General features: G+C 56.4%; 14 protein-coding genes. 8 read left to right on the top strand and 6 right to left on the bottom strand.

Annotated features, from left to right (window positions below; all coding sequences use genetic code 11):
* Nucleotides 1-84: 84 nt before the first annotated feature.
* Nucleotides 85-900, bottom strand: coding sequence for an enoyl-CoA hydratase/isomerase family protein (locus G583_RS0103885; protein ID WP_022869889.1), 816 nt, complete (start codon nucleotides 898-900; stop codon nucleotides 85-87).
* Nucleotides 901-993: 93 nt separating this feature from the next.
* Complete coding sequence (locus tag G583_RS14155) at nucleotides 994-2,364, bottom strand: MFS transporter (RefSeq protein ID WP_022869888.1); 1,371 nt, start codon at nucleotides 2,362-2,364, stop codon at nucleotides 994-996.
* Nucleotides 2,365-2,645: 281 nt separating this feature from the next.
* Between G583_RS14155 and G583_RS0103875 the strand changes: the two genes are divergently transcribed.
* Complete coding sequence (locus G583_RS0103875) at nucleotides 2,646-3,197, top strand: GNAT family N-acetyltransferase (protein ID WP_022869887.1); 552 nt, start codon at nucleotides 2,646-2,648, stop codon at nucleotides 3,195-3,197.
* Between the two features lie 85 nt (nucleotides 3,198-3,282).
* On the opposite strand, the gene G583_RS0103870 is transcribed toward G583_RS0103875, so the two are convergent.
* From G583_RS0103870 to G583_RS0103860, 3 genes are read right to left on the bottom strand one after another with little or no spacing between them, the layout of a single operon-like run.
* Nucleotides 3,283-4,269: an ABC transporter substrate-binding protein gene (locus G583_RS0103870; RefSeq protein WP_022869886.1), complete on the bottom strand. Its 987-nt coding sequence runs from the start codon at nucleotides 4,267-4,269 to the stop codon at nucleotides 3,283-3,285.
* A 9-nt stretch (nucleotides 4,270-4,278) separates the two neighbouring features.
* Nucleotides 4,279-5,565: a cytochrome P450 gene (locus G583_RS0103865; protein WP_022869885.1), complete on the bottom strand. Its 1,287-nt coding sequence runs from the start codon at nucleotides 5,563-5,565 to the stop codon at nucleotides 4,279-4,281.
* Between the two features lie 20 nt (nucleotides 5,566-5,585).
* Nucleotides 5,586-6,548 (bottom strand): PDR/VanB family oxidoreductase, encoded by a 963-nt coding sequence (locus G583_RS0103860; RefSeq protein ID WP_022869884.1) that lies wholly within the window; start codon nucleotides 6,546-6,548, stop codon nucleotides 5,586-5,588.
* A gap of 106 nt (nucleotides 6,549-6,654) precedes the next feature.
* Here G583_RS0103860 and G583_RS14150 point away from each other — a divergent pair, with 106 nt between their 5' ends.
* The 7 genes from G583_RS14150 (at nucleotide 6,655) to ligM (ending at nucleotide 14,111) form a co-directional block, all read left to right on the top strand.
* Nucleotides 6,655-7,509, top strand: a complete 855-nt coding sequence (locus tag G583_RS14150; protein WP_022869883.1) for an IclR family transcriptional regulator — start codon at nucleotides 6,655-6,657, stop codon at nucleotides 7,507-7,509.
* Between the two features lie 147 nt (nucleotides 7,510-7,656).
* Complete coding sequence (locus G583_RS14145) at nucleotides 7,657-8,679, top strand: ABC transporter permease (RefSeq protein WP_022869882.1); 1,023 nt, start codon at nucleotides 7,657-7,659, stop codon at nucleotides 8,677-8,679.
* Nucleotides 8,679-9,452: an ABC transporter permease gene (locus G583_RS0103845; protein WP_022869881.1), complete on the top strand. Its 774-nt coding sequence runs from the start codon at nucleotides 8,679-8,681 to the stop codon at nucleotides 9,450-9,452. The genes G583_RS14145 and G583_RS0103845 overlap by 1 nt, the downstream gene beginning before the upstream one ends.
* Before the next feature lie 86 nt (nucleotides 9,453-9,538).
* On the top strand, nucleotides 9,539-10,396 hold the full coding sequence (locus G583_RS0103840) for an ABC transporter ATP-binding protein (protein WP_051129638.1): 858 nt from the start codon (nucleotides 9,539-9,541) through the stop codon (nucleotides 10,394-10,396).
* A 179-nt stretch (nucleotides 10,397-10,575) separates the two neighbouring features.
* Nucleotides 10,576-11,571 carry an ABC transporter substrate-binding protein gene (locus tag G583_RS0103835; RefSeq protein WP_022869879.1) on the top strand — a complete coding sequence of 332 codons (996 nt, stop codon included), beginning with the start codon at nucleotides 10,576-10,578 and terminating at the stop codon, nucleotides 11,569-11,571.
* A 223-nt stretch (nucleotides 11,572-11,794) separates the two neighbouring features.
* Complete coding sequence (locus G583_RS0103830) at nucleotides 11,795-12,658, top strand: methylenetetrahydrofolate reductase (RefSeq protein WP_022869878.1); 864 nt, start codon at nucleotides 11,795-11,797, stop codon at nucleotides 12,656-12,658.
* 58 nt (nucleotides 12,659-12,716) lie between these two features.
* Complete coding sequence (gene ligM, locus G583_RS0103825) at nucleotides 12,717-14,111, top strand: vanillate/3-O-methylgallate O-demethylase (protein ID WP_022869877.1); 1,395 nt, start codon at nucleotides 12,717-12,719, stop codon at nucleotides 14,109-14,111.
* A gap of 12 nt (nucleotides 14,112-14,123) precedes the next feature.
* Here the strand turns inward: ligM and G583_RS0103820 are convergent, their stop codons facing one another.
* Nucleotides 14,124-14,357 (bottom strand): hypothetical protein, encoded by a 234-nt coding sequence (locus tag G583_RS0103820; RefSeq protein ID WP_022869876.1) that lies wholly within the window; start codon nucleotides 14,355-14,357, stop codon nucleotides 14,124-14,126.
* Between the last annotated feature and the right edge of the window lie 491 nt (nucleotides 14,358-14,848).

Genomic DNA, 14,848 nt, shown 5'->3' with positions numbered 1-14,848 from the left:
TTCGGTTATTGCGGCCAGTATAGCTTAGATTACACCTGCCAGCCAGCTGTTTTTGCGGCGCAGGTCACGTGCTGGGGCGGGTTGTTACTTCCGGCGATCCAGGAATGCTTGCATCCGATCAAACTTTGCCTCGGACTCAAACAGGATCGCTTGGCCGAGCTCATCGGCCCATGGGTGAGCCTCCGGGGGCATCTGGAACACGCGTTTGGTGACCTGAACGGCCAGTGTGTCTTGGGCGGCGATGCTGTCGGCCAGTTTGTGGGCTGCGGTCATGAGGTTTTCGGGCTCGTGGACCGAGTTCACCAGCCGCAGTTCAAGGGCTTCTTCGGCGTTGAGCATGCGTCCGGTCAGCAGGAGTTCCAATGCGACGGATTCGCCGGCGAGTTCTTTCAGTCGCCACATAGCACCGGCGGCAGGGGAGATGCCCAAACCTGTTTCGGGTTGTCCGAAGCGCACCTTGGTGGTGGCGACTCGGAAGTCTGCGGCCCAAGCGAGTTCAGCTCCGCCACCCAGTGCGAAACCATCGATGGCTGCGATGACCGGCATCGGTAAGTCTTTGATGCGGGAGAACAGCCGGGAGTTCACGCCGCGCAGGGCGTCTTGGCGACGACGCTCGCGCAGCTGGGCAATATCGGCCCCGGATGCGAAGATGCCGCGTTCGCGGCTCGGATCCTTTGGATGCGGTGTTGTGGTGCCGGTGATGATGAGAGTTTTTGGGTTGGCTTCGAGCCACTGGCACAGCGCATGGAATTCATCCACCATGGTCTGGTCGATGGCGTTGAGGACTTCGGGGCGATCCATGGCGGCCACAACACGGTCCGGCTGGGCGTTGTCGACCCGAATATTCAAGGCTTCGAAATCTTGCGTGAGGCTGGTCAGGGAGGCGAAGTCAGTAGACATGAAATCCTTTGTTCGTCGATGGGTGGGTTAGACATGCGTCGACGCCGTGCACTGGAGTTGCAGTGCACGGCGTCGACAATAATCCAGTGATGCTTAAACCGTAGCCTGAATTGTTTCGGGGTCTTCGTCCGGTGTTGTGACGTCCCCGGTGTTGTCGTCGTTGAGGTCGCGACCTTCAACGGCTTTCGGCACCAGCAGGACGCCGATGAGCGAGACGGTGGAGATACCGGCGATGTAGAGGCCGATCATCCAGGACTGCCCGGTGGCGTTGAGGATAAATTGCGAAATCATTGGGGCAAACGCGCCGCCGATAATCGAGCCGAATGCATAACCGATCGAGACGCCAGAGTAGCGAACGGCGGCCGGGAACATCTCGGCGTACAGTGCAGACTGCGGGCCGTAGGACGGGCCAAGCCCCATGGTCAGTACAAAGATAGCGACCGTAAACAGTGGCAGCGACGCGGTGTCGATCAGGAACCACATGGGGATAGCCCAGGCGATGATCCACACGTAGCCGATGATGAAGGTCCGGCGTTTGCCAATCTTGTCGCCGATCCAACCACCAAACAGGGTGAAGGCAAACCAACCAACACCACCGACGAGCGAAGCGATCAGTGTTGCCGATCGTGGCATGTCCAGTACGTTGGCGCCATAGGAAGCGAAGAAGGCAATGACTAGATAGCCGGCGGCGTTGTTGCCGGCGAAGATGAGTGCGGCCAAGATGACTGGACGCTTGTGGCTGCGCAGCAGTTCACCAAGTGGTGCTGAAGAGTCACGACGACGTTCCTGCATCTCGGTGAAGACTGGCGACTCAGAAACCGCGCGGCGAATCAGGTGACCAACAAGAATCAGTACAACCGAGGAGATAAACGGAATGCGCCAGCCCCAGTCCAGGAACTGCTCGCTGGTCATTGAGGAGGTCAAAATGAACATGAAGCCGGTGGCCAGCAGCATGCCCAGCGGTACGCCGATCTGCGGGTAGGAGCCGAAGAAGGAGCGCTTATTGGTCGGCGCGTGCTCAACGGCCATCAGTGCGGCACCGCCCCATTCACCACCTGCAGAGAAGCCCTGCAGCACACGCATGAGGATCAGCAGAATTGGTGCTGCGATGCCCCAGGCGGCGTATGTTGGCAACAGGCCGATCGCGGTAGTTGCGCCACCCATTCCGATCAGGGTCACAACAAGTACGAGTTTACGACCGTATTTATCGCCCAGGTGTCCCGCAACGACGGCACCCAGTGGGCGGAAGAGGAACGAAATACCGATGGAGGCCCAGGAAAGAATCTGCGCCAGCCCTGCGTTATCGGCTGCCAGCGGTTCGAAGAACAGTGGAGCTAACACGAACGCTGCCGCTTGGGCGTAAATAAAGAAGTCGTACCACTCAATTGTGGTTCCTACCAGGGTGCCGGCGAGGACGCGACGCTCTTCAGCGCGCGTTCTTCCGTTGTGGGAAGTGGTGGTCATGGTTTCTCCAGAATGTCAGTGATGTGGTCTGCATACCGCGTGCTGCTCTGCTTACAATACTGCTCCAGGGTGGAGGATGATCCCTGGAATTAGATACTGAACGATCGGTATGGAATGATATTCTGACATACTGTGAGGGCAATCACAAGTTGAATAACGCATTGTCCGTACATTTTTTATACCTGGGACCACAGCTGGCACGGAACCCGCGTCAACTGAGTCGGTGACGCGACGGTGTAGCTGCAATAGAGTGGTCCCACCTATAACGCAAGGGAGTAGCTATGCAGCGCACTGGACACTTATGGAGAACGCGAAGTGAGCACGTTGAGTCTCTCGAGGATCAGACCTCGATCAGGAGAGTTCTCGAGGCCGCATTCGAGACTGACGCCGAAGCTGATCTCGTAGAAGCGTTACGAAAGGATAGCGATAACTGGATTCAGCGCTACTCGGTCCTTGGCATGACCGCGGCGATTCCAGATTCCGAATTTGAAACCATGCCCGCTGCACACGCGCTCATCCACCGGTGTGCGGTCGGCGGCGAGCCAGGGTTGATGCTGGCGCCCACCGGGGTATTGCCCCAACATCACGGCGAAGGTGCCGGTACTGCCGTCATTAACGCCGCGCTTGAGCTGGCGAAAGCAGACGGCGAAGCCTTCGTTGTGGTCTATGGCTATCCGCACTACTATCCTCGCTTTGGCTTTAGGCCAGCGTCGGATTACGGCATCACTGCCCAGTGGGCAACGCAAACCGATGCGCTTCAAGTCAGGGTTCTTGATGAAGGCGCCAAGCTGCCTGCCGGCGAGGTGCAGTTGCCGGCGGCCTACGGGGTGTAGATCGCGTAAAAAAGAAAATTGCGTAACAGGAATATCCCGAGTGCCGAAATGCCGCACCCGGGATATTTCGTTCGTTGTAAAAGGCCTATTCCACGACGAGATCGGACACTTTCAATGGTTCAGCAATGATTCCGTATTCATGCATCATGTCAGCACCATGTTGCAAGACATCGATTTGTAAGTCGGTGTCATAATTCGGCAGCGCCAGTTCTTCAGCCACAGATACGTCAATTTCTGTGTAGCTTGGCACAAGTTCCAAATGTAGTTCGTGGTTGCGCTGCAGATCGTCGCCTGCCTGACCGAGTGCTTGACGGAAGGAATCAATCACTTCTGGATTGCTGTCTGCGAATTCCTGCGTGGTCACCCACCCGCCAACAGGCATGTCCGATGCCGGACCATCAAACATGTCGCCAATGCGCCGCAGGCCGGATTGTTCCGAAATAGTTTGGAACGGCTCGACTTGCCAGATTGCATCGACGTTGCCGTTGGCAAGTGCTGGCGCCATGTCAGGGTTGGGCATTTCAACCAGGTCGACATCCTCTGGGCCGACACCGACCTCTTCAAGCTGAGCATAGATTGCCACAGTCCCAATGTTTTGCAGATTATTTACAGCAAAACTCTTGCCTTCAAGGTCTGAGAGATCCTCAATGTCCGAGTCTTCCGTAACGAAAATGCCGTGGTCGTCGGTTGCGATATCGTTACCGGCGACGAGCGCCACCGGTAACCCCTGCTCGGCGGCCAACAGAATCGAGGTGTAGTTGCTGTAAAGAATGTCGATGTCACCAGATATAAGCGAAGGAATGGCTGCGGCGCCACCTTCGGTTTGCATCAATTCGGCGCTAATGCCGGCTTCTTCTAAGTAGCCAGCCTCTTCAGCTTGAATAATCGTTGAGGTATGAACCAGCGGAAAATAGCCAATATTGACCTCGTGCATGCCATCCGAGGTAGCGGCATTGGCTGAAGATTCATCAGCGCTGGACGACCCGCAAGCACTGAGCGCAAGACTGCCGATGGCAAGGATCCCTAGCGTGCGGAGCTGGCGAGGCTTGGAGTGATCGAGAGTTTTGAACATGGAGGCTCCTTAGGCGGGGATGAAGCGGAGTGGCAGGGAATGCCACCCCAGTAGGGTGTTGTTGATTTTTCGGACAGGCGGAGCAGCAAATTCGATGCCCTCAACACGTTCGATGAGAGCGTCGAGTACACACGAAGCTTCAAGGCGTGCTACGTGCTGGCCAACGCACTGATGGGCGCCACTGCCGAAGGCAAGATGGCCGGAAGGATCGCGATCAAGGTCGAAATCATCAGCGTTGTCCCAACGGCGCGGGTCCCGGTTTGCGGCACCCAGGAACATCAAAATTTTCTGGTTCTCCGGGAGCGTGGTGTCGCCGATCTGTACTTTACGGGTAGTTGTTCGGAAGAAGGTCTGCACAGGGGACTCCAGGCGCAGCGCCTCTTCGAATACTCGGCGTACCAGCTGCGGTTGCTCACGAAGGCGAGCATATTGCTCCGGGTTTGAAGCCAGATGGTAGAGCACAGCTGAAATACCGTAGACCGTCGTGTCCACACCGGCCGTCAATAGCGAACGAACAATCAGAGGCGCCTGTTCTTCGGTGATATTGCGTTGGTCAGCAGCACGCCATATGTCACCACCGAAGCTATCCGGGTTGAGCGCATCTCTCGGGCACTGCTGGCCAACCCACTCCATGACCGGACCGATAGTGTCGAGCTCATCGGTGACTAAGCGGTTTCGGGGCCCAAAAGCGTTGAACGCGAAATTGCCATACGGCAATAAATTGTCGAGGCCGCCCTGCTGCAAGCCCACCGCATCTGGAAAGACGCTCAGTGGGTATACCTCGGAAATCTCTGTAACCGCATCCAGCTCGATTGCCCTTGCGGTTTGGTGCTGGGCATTGGTCAGGAGGCCATCCACTAATCGATGTGCCGTGTTGGTCCAGTCAGTTTGAAAGCGACGAAGTTGCCGTGCACCTAAAATTTTCTCCAAGGTGGCACGAGGGGCATCATGTTTTGGCGGATCGGCTTCAAGTAGCAGCGACGGTGTCCGCCATGGTTCTTCTTTGTTGAAGTTTGACAGCCCCACGCCTGCGGCACTGGAGTAATCCTGCCAGTTTTCTAACGTGTCGAGTACTGCCTCGTAGCGCGCCACCGCATAGATGTCGTAAGCAGGAAGATAGACAACGTCGGCATCTGCATCGCGGAGACGTTTGTGCATTGGATGCGGGTCGGCCAAGTTGGATTCCTCAAAGGGGTCTTCAAGCAGGACTGGAACGTCTACCTGCTGTTCGTGTGAGGCGGGGGCCAGGTCTGGTGCACCCGTGAACGGGCATTTGGAAACAGCGTTTGTAGTCATGAAATTCTTCCAATCGGGTCTTAGAGGTCCAGTACAAGACGTTCTGAGAGGGAACGTGAAACACACGGGAACATGCACGTGTTCGTGGCACGTTCGTCGTCATCAAGAATTGCGTCGCGGTGGTCAATTTCTCCGGCAAGGACGTCGACTTCACAGGTGCCACAAACGCCTTGGGAGCACGACGTGATAACATCAACGCCCGCATTGGCCAGGACGTCTACGACTGAGGTGTTGCCCGGCGCTTCTACGACGCGACCACTGCGCTGCAGCTTAATTTCATAGGGTTCAGAACTGACGATGGCATCGGCCATCGTGTTGGTGAACCGTTCGGTTCGCAGGGTCGTTTCAGGAAGATCGGAGCACGCCTCCGGCAAAGCTTCCAGCAGCGATTCAGGCCCACAGGCGTAGACCATGGTGTCGTCCGGCGGGGAGCCGAGCCACTCTCGAATTGAGATTCGGCCAGCATTTTGGCTGGCGTGCACGGTGACACGTTCGGGGTAGCGTTCTTGCAGTTCTTGGTAGGCCATACGTTCGAGGTTGCGCCCGAGGTACAACAGCTGCCATTCAAGACCGAGCAAATTAGCTTGTGCGATCATGGGCAATAGAGCGCTAATACCGATGCCACCGGCGATAAAGCGATAGCTCTGGGCCGGTGCGAGGCGGAAATTGTTGCGGGGTCCGCCGAAGCTGATGGTGTCGCCTGGCTTCAATTCGGTATGGAGCTCGACTGAGCCCCCTCCGCCGAGATCGTCTCGTTGTACCGCAATCCGATACTGGTGTGGGGCCCAGCGATCTCCGCACAGAGAATATTGCCGAATTTTTCCGCTCGGTAGGACGACGTCAATGTGAGCGCCCGGGGCCCAGTCGGGAAGGCGCCGACGATCGCGCCGTTCGAGTACAAATTCAGTGACGCTCGTAGAGCGATCCAAGCGTTGTGTCACTACGAGTTGGTCACTGTTCGATGCGTTGTCTACTGCAGTCATGATTCCTCCAACGAAATGACGAAGTGGGGCACATAGAAAGTTATTGTGACAGTCGTCACGTAGGATGTAGAGCGGAATTTCCGATCATTGGAACTCGAGGAGGAATATGCCAAGGCAGAATGTCGGGACGCCGATTACAGTTCTTGAGCGACACTTGTTGATCCTGGATGCGTTTGAGGCTGGCACCGCATTCTTGTCGCTCTCCGAGATCGCCAAACGGTGTGGCTTGCCAATGACGACAGTGCATCGCCTCGTGGGCGAGTTGGAACAACAGCGGCTGTTGGAGCGACTGCCCGACAGGTCGTATCAGCTCGGTCTGCGTTTATGGGAGTTGGCGGCACGCACTCCACGCGCTATGGGCTTGCGAGAGATCGCTGCGCCTATGGTGCAGCTTGTTCAGAATCAGGTGCGGCAGCATACGCAGCTTGGGGTGGACGGTGGTCATGACGTCGTGTATTTGGATCGCGCTTCGAGGGTTGACGCCGTTGTGAATGCCACCATCGTAGGCGGGCGTATCAGTCTAGGGGCCTCTGCTATCGGCCATGTATTGCTTTCAGGGAAATCGCCAGACTTTATTCAAGAGCTTGTGGCCGCAGGGATTCATGCTTATACCCGCCGGACGCCGCGTACTGTGGAGCAGGTCCTTGCGCAGGTTGAGAAGGTGCGTGCGAACGGCTATGCGGTGGCTGATGGTTTCGTGCACCTGGACGCCCGAGGCATGGCTGCGCCAATTTATGGTCCGCAAGGGGAGGTGCTTGCCGGCCTCGGTGTGGTCGTTCCAGCGAACGAGCCTGTCAGTGTGCGAATCGTGGACTTATTGCGTCACGCGGCGCACGGTGTGAGCCAGCAGTTGAGGGCCGCGTATATCGATCCTGATCACCCGCATGCGCTGCCGGGTGCTCGGTTCCGCATGCTTATCAACTCCTCCCGAAGTTCCATGGAGTACTTTGATGAAGCGTAACCGTGGAATCAATGAGTTATAGAATAATTGACGACTTGAATCATCAAGGCTAGCGGGTTAGTCTTAGCTGAAGTGTCGCGCCTCACATTTGTGTAAGCAGTGACACCACAATTCATCCGCAACTTGCACACCTAGTGGAGAAAACTCATGACAGAACGCGACCCTTCAAAGGGGCCCGCGCCACGCGATGATGGGGCGGTGGATCGTCAGCGGCAGTCTCGCGATTTACATCGCCTTGAACATGGTGGTGGCGATTCGTTCCCGGCTGGCTATCGAGTAGCTGGTTTGGATGAATCAACGCGTCCGGATCCTGGTGCGCCGGCTGTTTCAACGGCGCAGCGTGGTGCGACCGGTCGAAAGACGAGTACGGGGCAGTCGCAGGCCGTTCGTCAGCGGCGCCGGACGTGGGCCAATCGGTTGTTAGGTCTGGTCGGTATTTTGCTTTTCCTGGGTATCTGGGAATTGCTGCCGCTGCTGGGTATTGTCGATGCCCGGTATATGCCTCCGGCATCGGCGGCGATTGCTGATCTGATCGTGAAGTTTGGCGATTCTGTGTTCTGGATTGCGGTCTGGGATACGTTGCGCGCCTGGGCGATTGGCATGGTAATTGCAGTGGTTTCCGCTACGGTGCTGGGTTTCATTATTGGTTCGTCGAACTTTTTGCGGAAATTCACCAACTCAACGATTGAGTTTATGCGTCCGGTGCCTTCAGTGGCTTTGATTCCGTTGGCCGTGCTGATCTTCGGTGTGGGCATTGAGTCTGCACTGTTGCTGATTGTCTACGCCTCGTTCTGGCAGGTGTTGATCCAGGTGCTCTACGGTGTTGCGGACGTTGACGCCGTGGCAATGGATACCGCGAAGTCGTATGGCCTTGGACCAATGAATCGTATCCGGTATGTCATTTTCCCAACGGCCTTGCCATACTTGATGACTGGTGTTCGTTTGGCGGCTGCGGTGGCGCTGATTCTGGCGATTACCGCGCAGTTGATTATTGGTACTCCGGGGTTGGGTGCTGAAATTGCGCGAGCACAGTCTGGTGGTGCGTATACCTCAATGTATTCACTGGTCTTAGCCACAGGCATGATGGGTGTCTTGATCAACCTGGTCACTCGTGCGGTTGAGCGCAGCGTGTTGTCCTGGCACACGTCGGTCCGCTCGGAGGTCAAATAATGCGTTTCCTCAAAGATTTCTTCCATATCATCGCGCTGCCAGCACTGCTGATCGTAGCGTGGATCGTGTGGTCTTCTCAGTCCACGAGCTTCTTTGTTCCGACCCTGGAGCAAATGTCCAATGCATTTAGTTCAACCTGGACCTGGAACCGGATGCAATCCGATGTATTCCCATCGGTGGCCCGGTTGATTGCCGGCCTGGTGTTGTCCATTGTGATCGGTATTGTCGTGGGCTTGTTGGTCGGGTCATTCCGGTGGCTGCGTCAGCTCATGGAACCAACCATGGAATTTTTCCGCGCCATCCCGCCGACCGTGTTGATTCCAGTGTTTATGCTGCTGATCGGTATTGGCGATGACATGAAAATTGCCGTCATCGTGCTGGGTGCCGTCTGGCCGATTCTGCTCAATACCATCGAAGGTGTGCGTTCAATGGACGAAGTACTGTCCGATACCTCGCATACCTATCGCATTGATGGCATCGCCCGGATCCGGTATCTGATCTTGCCATCGGCGATGCCGCAAATTATGGCGGGCATTCGCCAGTCGTTGTCCATTGCCCTGATTCTGATGGTGATCTCGGAAATGTTCGCCTCCTCGGCAGGGCTGGGCTACACCATTATCCAGTTCCAGCGGTCCTTCGCCATTCCTGAAATGTGGTCGGGCATCGTGGTGCTGGGTCTGATCGGTGTCATTATGTCGTTCATCTTCCAGATCGTCGAGCGCAGTGTCCTGAAGTGGTACCACGGACAGCGCGAGATGGAAAACGCCGGCTAGCAACAACGCTCACACAATTTTTTGAAGGATATCTTGCTATGACGACTCAACCTGCAGAACACAACCCGGTGATCAACCAGGGCAGTATGGCCGACACACCGGACGGGCAACTACCGGTGGGGCTCACCCTGCCTGACGGTGAAGCCTTGCTGTCGGTACGCAATCTCAAAAAGGTCTATCAGACCGACGGCGGCGGTATTGAAGCCGTTCGGAACCTCACCTTTGACCTACCCAAGGGCGAACTCACCTGCCTGGTGGGGCCATCGGGCTCGGGTAAAACCACCCTGCTCAAAGCCATCTCAGGACTCCTTGAACCCACTGCTGGCGAGGTGAAGCTGGGCGGCAAGCTCGTGACCAGCCCACCAAAGAACATGGCGGTGGTCTTCCAGGAGTATGGTCGTTCGCTATATCCCTGGATGCGCGTTCGCGAAAACGTGGAGCTGCCGTTGAAGGTCCAAGGCATGGACAAAGCCCAACGCGACAAAGTCGTTGATGACGCACTCGAGGCTGTGGGCTTGGATCACGTGCCGCGGTCATATCCGTGGCAGCTATCGGGTGGTATGCAGCAACGTGTTGCGATTGCCCGCGCCGTGGCCTACCAGCCAGAAGTGCTGCTCATGGACGAACCCTTCGCCGCTGTCGACGCCCAAACCCGTGCCGACCTTGAAGACCTGGTCCGTCGCGTGTGGCGCCAACTGGGTGTGACGATCTTGTTCGTGACCCACGATATCGATGAATCCGTGTACCTGGGGTCCAGGGTTGTCATCCTGTCCTCGTCACCCACCGTGATCCAGCAGGACATCAAAATCGACCTGCCAGACGAGCGCGATCAGCTCGAAACCCGCTCATCACAGCGCTTCAGCGAACTACGCCACCACGTCTACGAGCAAATCCAACTGGCCAAAGAAGGCTTCCGGCCAGATGCGGCCAAAGCCCAAGCCTAAACACGCAACTTTTCAACTCAGTGGGGATCTGCTTGTCAGGTCCCCACATTGGGTTAACACAAAAAATACACTGATAAGCGTTAAGGCAAAAAACTATTGACGATCGCATGCAATCCGCATACCGTTGTGACTTGCTTCACTAAATTCACGTGAAGCCTCACGCCTGCAAGGAGCTCATCATGAAAACACTCGGTATTCGAGGCAGTGTCGCAGCGGCCGCAGCTGCGGGTCTGCTTGTACTCACGTCCTGTGGTGGGGGAGAAGAAGGTCCCGCCGAAGGTGACGATGCGGCGCAAGACGGTTCGCTGACCCAAGTTTCGGTCGGCGTCATTCCCATTGTTGACGTAGCGCCCATCTACTTGGGTGCCCAAGAGGGCATCTTTGAAGAACACGGCCTGGAGCTTGATCTCACGCTGGCTCAGGGTGGTGCGGCCATTATCCCAGCGGTGCAGTCCGGCGACTTTGATTTCGGGTTCTCGAACATCACCTCGCTGGTGATTGGTCAATCCCAAGGCCTGCCGCTGCAGCTTGTGGCGCCGGGCCCGCAGACCACGGGCAATGTCGGCGAGGACTTCTCGTCCTTGCTCGTGCCTGAAGATTCGGATGCGGAATCTATCGCAGACCTCGAAGGGCAGAGCGTTGCGGTCAACACTCTCAACAACATCAACGACACGGTCTTGAAGGAAGGGCTAACGCAGGCTGGCGGAGACGCGGAAGCGATGAACCTGGTTGAAGTTGCCTTCCCGGATATGGGTGGTCAGCTGGAGTCGGGCAATGTCGATGCCATCATGGCGGTTGAGCCGTTTGCGACCCTGGCAAAAGATGCCGGAGCTCGCGAAATCTACTCGCCCTATGCTGAGCCAATCGAAGATCTGATGATCGCTGGCTACTTTGCCTCAACGGACAGGATCGAAGAAGATCCTGAACTTGTTGATTCGTTTGTCGCCGCGATGAAAGAGTCTCAGCAGTATGCCGAAGATAACCCCGAAGAGGCTAAGGAAATCCTGCCCGAGTATTCGGAAATTGACCCAGAGATCATCGATAGCCTGAACATGCCTCGATTCCCGCAAGAGATCAATGTGGAATCAACCGAGCGAATTATCGAGCTGTCGGAGCAAACCGGTCTGATCGACGAGGTCATTGATGTGAATGACCTGGTTCGCGACGATTCGTAGACACTAAATCACGCGCTTAGAGTATGAACCTAAACGCCTGCGGCGCCTCTATGGCTGAGGTGTTGCAGGCGTTTAGCAGTTAAGGCTGCATGGTTGTGTGCGTGAACTTTTCAATAATGATCTTTTTCCAGCAATTGCTTGCAACTCACTATGGTCATAGATAGTATGTGATGTGCGACATTGATTCAGGTCGGTCGCGTACCAACGAAAAGTGAGGTAACCGATGTCCCAATCAGCTACAACCGCGGGTGTCCGTGCGTTGATGCAAGACTTTTCTCTTGAAATGACCGGTAAAGATGTGGATGCTCTGCGTGAGGCGGCGCCACTGATTCCGCAAGGATCGCGAGTCAATGTCACCTTCCTGGGGAACGAAGACCTCGAGATGCGTGTGGCGGCTGCAAAAGCCGTCAAAGAGCTCGGGTTCATTCCGGTTCCACACATCTCGGCTCGTCGCATCCACAGTGAAGACGAACTCAAAGAATTCCTCCAGGCCTTGGCCAACGTCGACGCGGCGCAGCACGTCTTTGCCGTAGGCGGGGACCCAGCAGAACCGCTTGGCCCATATGGATCGTCGCTGGAAATGCTGCAATCCGGGGTCTTCGCAGAATTCGGTGTCAAAGATGTGTCAATCGCAGGTTACCCGGAAGGTCACCCAGACATTTCCGAAGAGGTGCTCTCCCGCGAACTCAGTGGCAAGGTCGAGTACCTAGCCGAGCAGGACATGAGCGCAGTCATCCTAACGCAGTTCGGTTTCGACACTGCGCCGGTGGCCAAGTGGCTTGACGAGTTGGCGGTTAAGAATATTAGCGCCCCCGTGCGCATTGGCACGCCGGGCCCGGCAGGCATTCGTCGCCTATTGAACTACGCCAAGCGTTTCGGTGTGGGGACGTCGGCGGGCATAGTCAAAAAATATGGTTTCTCACTCACCAACCTGATGGGCAGTGCCGGACCAGATAAGTTCTTGCAAGACCTCGCAGCTGAAACTGAATCAACCAACTACACCGGCAGAGTCGGTGTGCACTTCTACACTTTCGGTGGCATGGCAAAAACCGCCGAGTGGGCTCAAGACTTCACCAAACAGTTCTAATCCAGTATTCCCAACCTTCTTCGAACACTCAGCACTAATTATGTGAAAGGCGGCCAACATGGCTTCATCCCTTCAGGACCTACTCAACAAGCAGTCTGCAGTTGATCTGCTGCGCAATGCACAGACCGGCTCCTACATTTACCCGGTTGTCCCAGCAGACTTCGGGAACTGGATCAACGAGCAGCGTGCTTGGCGCGAAGCTGCCGTGCTCTACGACCAGTCGCACCACATGGACCAGGTCTTTCTGTCCGGCTCAGACGCCATCAACCTGATTTCAGATACCGCGATCAACTCAGTAGCCAACTTTGAAATCGATATGGCCAAACAGTATGTACCGGTCTCCTCGGTCGGCGCGGTCGTCGGTGACGGCATTCTCTTCCGCGAAGCCGAAGATCAGTTCACCTACGTTGGCCGTGCACCTGTGACCAACTGGTTGATGTACCATGCAGAAACCGGTGGCTATAAGAACCTTGACCTGCAGGTTGACCGTCGTTCGCCATCCCGCCCATACGGTGCCGGTGTCTCGCGCGAACTCTTCCGTTTCCAGATCCAGGGTCCGGCCGCATGGGACGTCATCAACAAACTCAACGGTTCAGAAGTTGAGAAGCTGAAGTTCTTCCGCATGTCGACCATGAACATTGATGGTCTGACCGTTCGCACACTGCGCCACGGCATGGCCGGCGCTCCAGGATTGGAAATCTACGGCCCATACGAGCACCACGCACGCGTTCGCAACGCCATCGTCGAAGCCGGAGCCGAATTCGGTCTGCTGCCGGTTGGTTCCCGTGCCTATGCAACCAACACCCTGGAATCCGGCTGGATTCCATCACCGCTGCCTGGCATCTACTCGGGCGAAGCAGAAAAGGGCTACCGCGAATGGTTGGGTGCAGACTCCTACGAAGCAACCGCACCACTGGCCGGTTCGTTCATCTCCGACAACATCGAAGACTACTACGTCAACCCGTGGGAAATCGGCTACGGCTCCTTCGTCAAATTCGATCACGACTTCATCGGTCGAGACGCACTCGAAGCCATTGACAAAGACAAGCAGCGCCGCAAGGTGACCCTGGAATGGAACACCGACGACCTCAAGGACGTTTTGTCCGCACCGCTCAACGTTGATGGTCCGAACTACAAGTTCTTCGACCTGCCACTGGCAAACTACGGTGCCTCAAACTACGACCAGGTCACCGATGCTGACGGCAACGTCGTCGGCGTCTCGATGTTCACCGGCTACACCGCCAACGAACGTCGCGGACTGTCACTGGCTACCGTTGATGCCAACGTGCCGGAAGGCGCAGAACTGTCCGTGACCTGGGGCGAACCAGACGGCGGTTCCGCGAAACTCTCGGTCGAACCACACGAGCAGAAGACTGTTCGTGCTGTCGTCTCGCCGGTGCCTTACTCCACCGTGGCACGCGAGTCCTACCAGTCCGGCTGGCGTACCGCCTAATCCGACAGGGTCCTACGCAAACAGCTCTCGGCGGGAGGTTCCAAGAAATGCCGCGGCCTCGGCCTGCGTCATTTCTGCCTCCTGCAACAGGGACGTAAACTTTTCGCCGAGTAACTGTTTGTCAGTCTTGCGAGCGTTTCGAATGGCCGTGCCGATACGTCTCCACTGCGATAGTCCACCACGATCGACTGCGGTCAGAATGCCTGCGAAGCCCCAGTCCTCGACCGGGGTCGGACTCGATCGCATTGATGTTTCGAAAACGCAGCATTAGTTGTAGTCCTTCCGTTCCATCCGTGCTGCGATATCAAGCAAGGAGGCTTGATGTCTTTAGGGCGGTTGAGGTGATTCACCGTTGCCGCCTCCGTATCTGTGAGAAAGCGCGGCAATATCGAGGTAGTCGCGCACTTGGTTCCGCTTGACCGCTAGATAGGCTTTGATCCGAAGCGCTTTTTGTTGGGTTGCTACGCGCACGGTATTGCCACTCGGTAGTTGCACTTCCAGGACCTCGAGCGGCACAGTGCGGATCATCTGACGTACGCCGGCTTCTATGTCGCCGAGTTGGCCGAGGATGATTTTGCCGGGTCTTTTAGGACATCATGGTCGTAGGATGAGCGGCGGTTTGCCTATAGACTAGCCGCGCTTCCACCGACGAGCGTAGCGTCTGCGACTTTGTCGTTGAGGCGCGCTGCTGACTCGAGAACGGCTCTCAAATCTTCGCGCAAAGCATCGAAGTCAAA

The sequence above is a fragment of the Yaniella halotolerans DSM 15476 genome (assembly GCF_000420805.1).
GTDB classification, from domain to species: Bacteria; Actinomycetota; Actinomycetes; order Actinomycetales; family Micrococcaceae; genus Yaniella; species Yaniella halotolerans.
This window is presented reverse-complemented; position numbering and strand designations above follow the sequence as displayed.

Coding starts and splice junctions, on each gene's coding strand:
- G583_RS0103885 (WP_022869889.1), bottom strand. CDS start 900: ATGTCTACTGACTTCGCCTCCCTGACCAGCCTCACGCAAGATTTCGAA.
- G583_RS14155 (WP_022869888.1), bottom strand. CDS start 2,364: ATGACCACCACTTCCCACAACGGAAGAACGCGCGCTGAAGAGCGTCGC.
- G583_RS0103875 (WP_022869887.1), top strand. CDS start 2,646: ATGCAGCGCACTGGACACTTATGGAGAACGCGAAGTGAGCACGTTGAG.
- G583_RS0103870 (WP_022869886.1), bottom strand. CDS start 4,269: ATGTTCAAAACTCTCGATCACTCCAAGCCTCGCCAGCTCCGCACGCTA.
- G583_RS0103865 (WP_022869885.1), bottom strand. CDS start 5,565: ATGACTACAAACGCTGTTTCCAAATGCCCGTTCACGGGTGCACCAGAC.
- G583_RS0103860 (WP_022869884.1), bottom strand. CDS start 6,548: ATGACTGCAGTAGACAACGCATCGAACAGTGACCAACTCGTAGTGACA.
- G583_RS14150 (WP_022869883.1), top strand. CDS start 6,655: ATGCCAAGGCAGAATGTCGGGACGCCGATTACAGTTCTTGAGCGACAC.
- G583_RS14145 (WP_022869882.1), top strand. CDS start 7,657: ATGACAGAACGCGACCCTTCAAAGGGGCCCGCGCCACGCGATGATGGG.
- G583_RS0103845 (WP_022869881.1), top strand. CDS start 8,679: ATGCGTTTCCTCAAAGATTTCTTCCATATCATCGCGCTGCCAGCACTG.
- G583_RS0103840 (WP_051129638.1), top strand. CDS start 9,539: ATGGCCGACACACCGGACGGGCAACTACCGGTGGGGCTCACCCTGCCT.
- G583_RS0103835 (WP_022869879.1), top strand. CDS start 10,576: ATGAAAACACTCGGTATTCGAGGCAGTGTCGCAGCGGCCGCAGCTGCG.
- G583_RS0103830 (WP_022869878.1), top strand. CDS start 11,795: ATGTCCCAATCAGCTACAACCGCGGGTGTCCGTGCGTTGATGCAAGAC.
- ligM (WP_022869877.1), top strand. CDS start 12,717: ATGGCTTCATCCCTTCAGGACCTACTCAACAAGCAGTCTGCAGTTGAT.
- G583_RS0103820 (WP_022869876.1), bottom strand. CDS start 14,357: ATGCGATCGAGTCCGACCCCGGTCGAGGACTGGGGCTTCGCAGGCATT.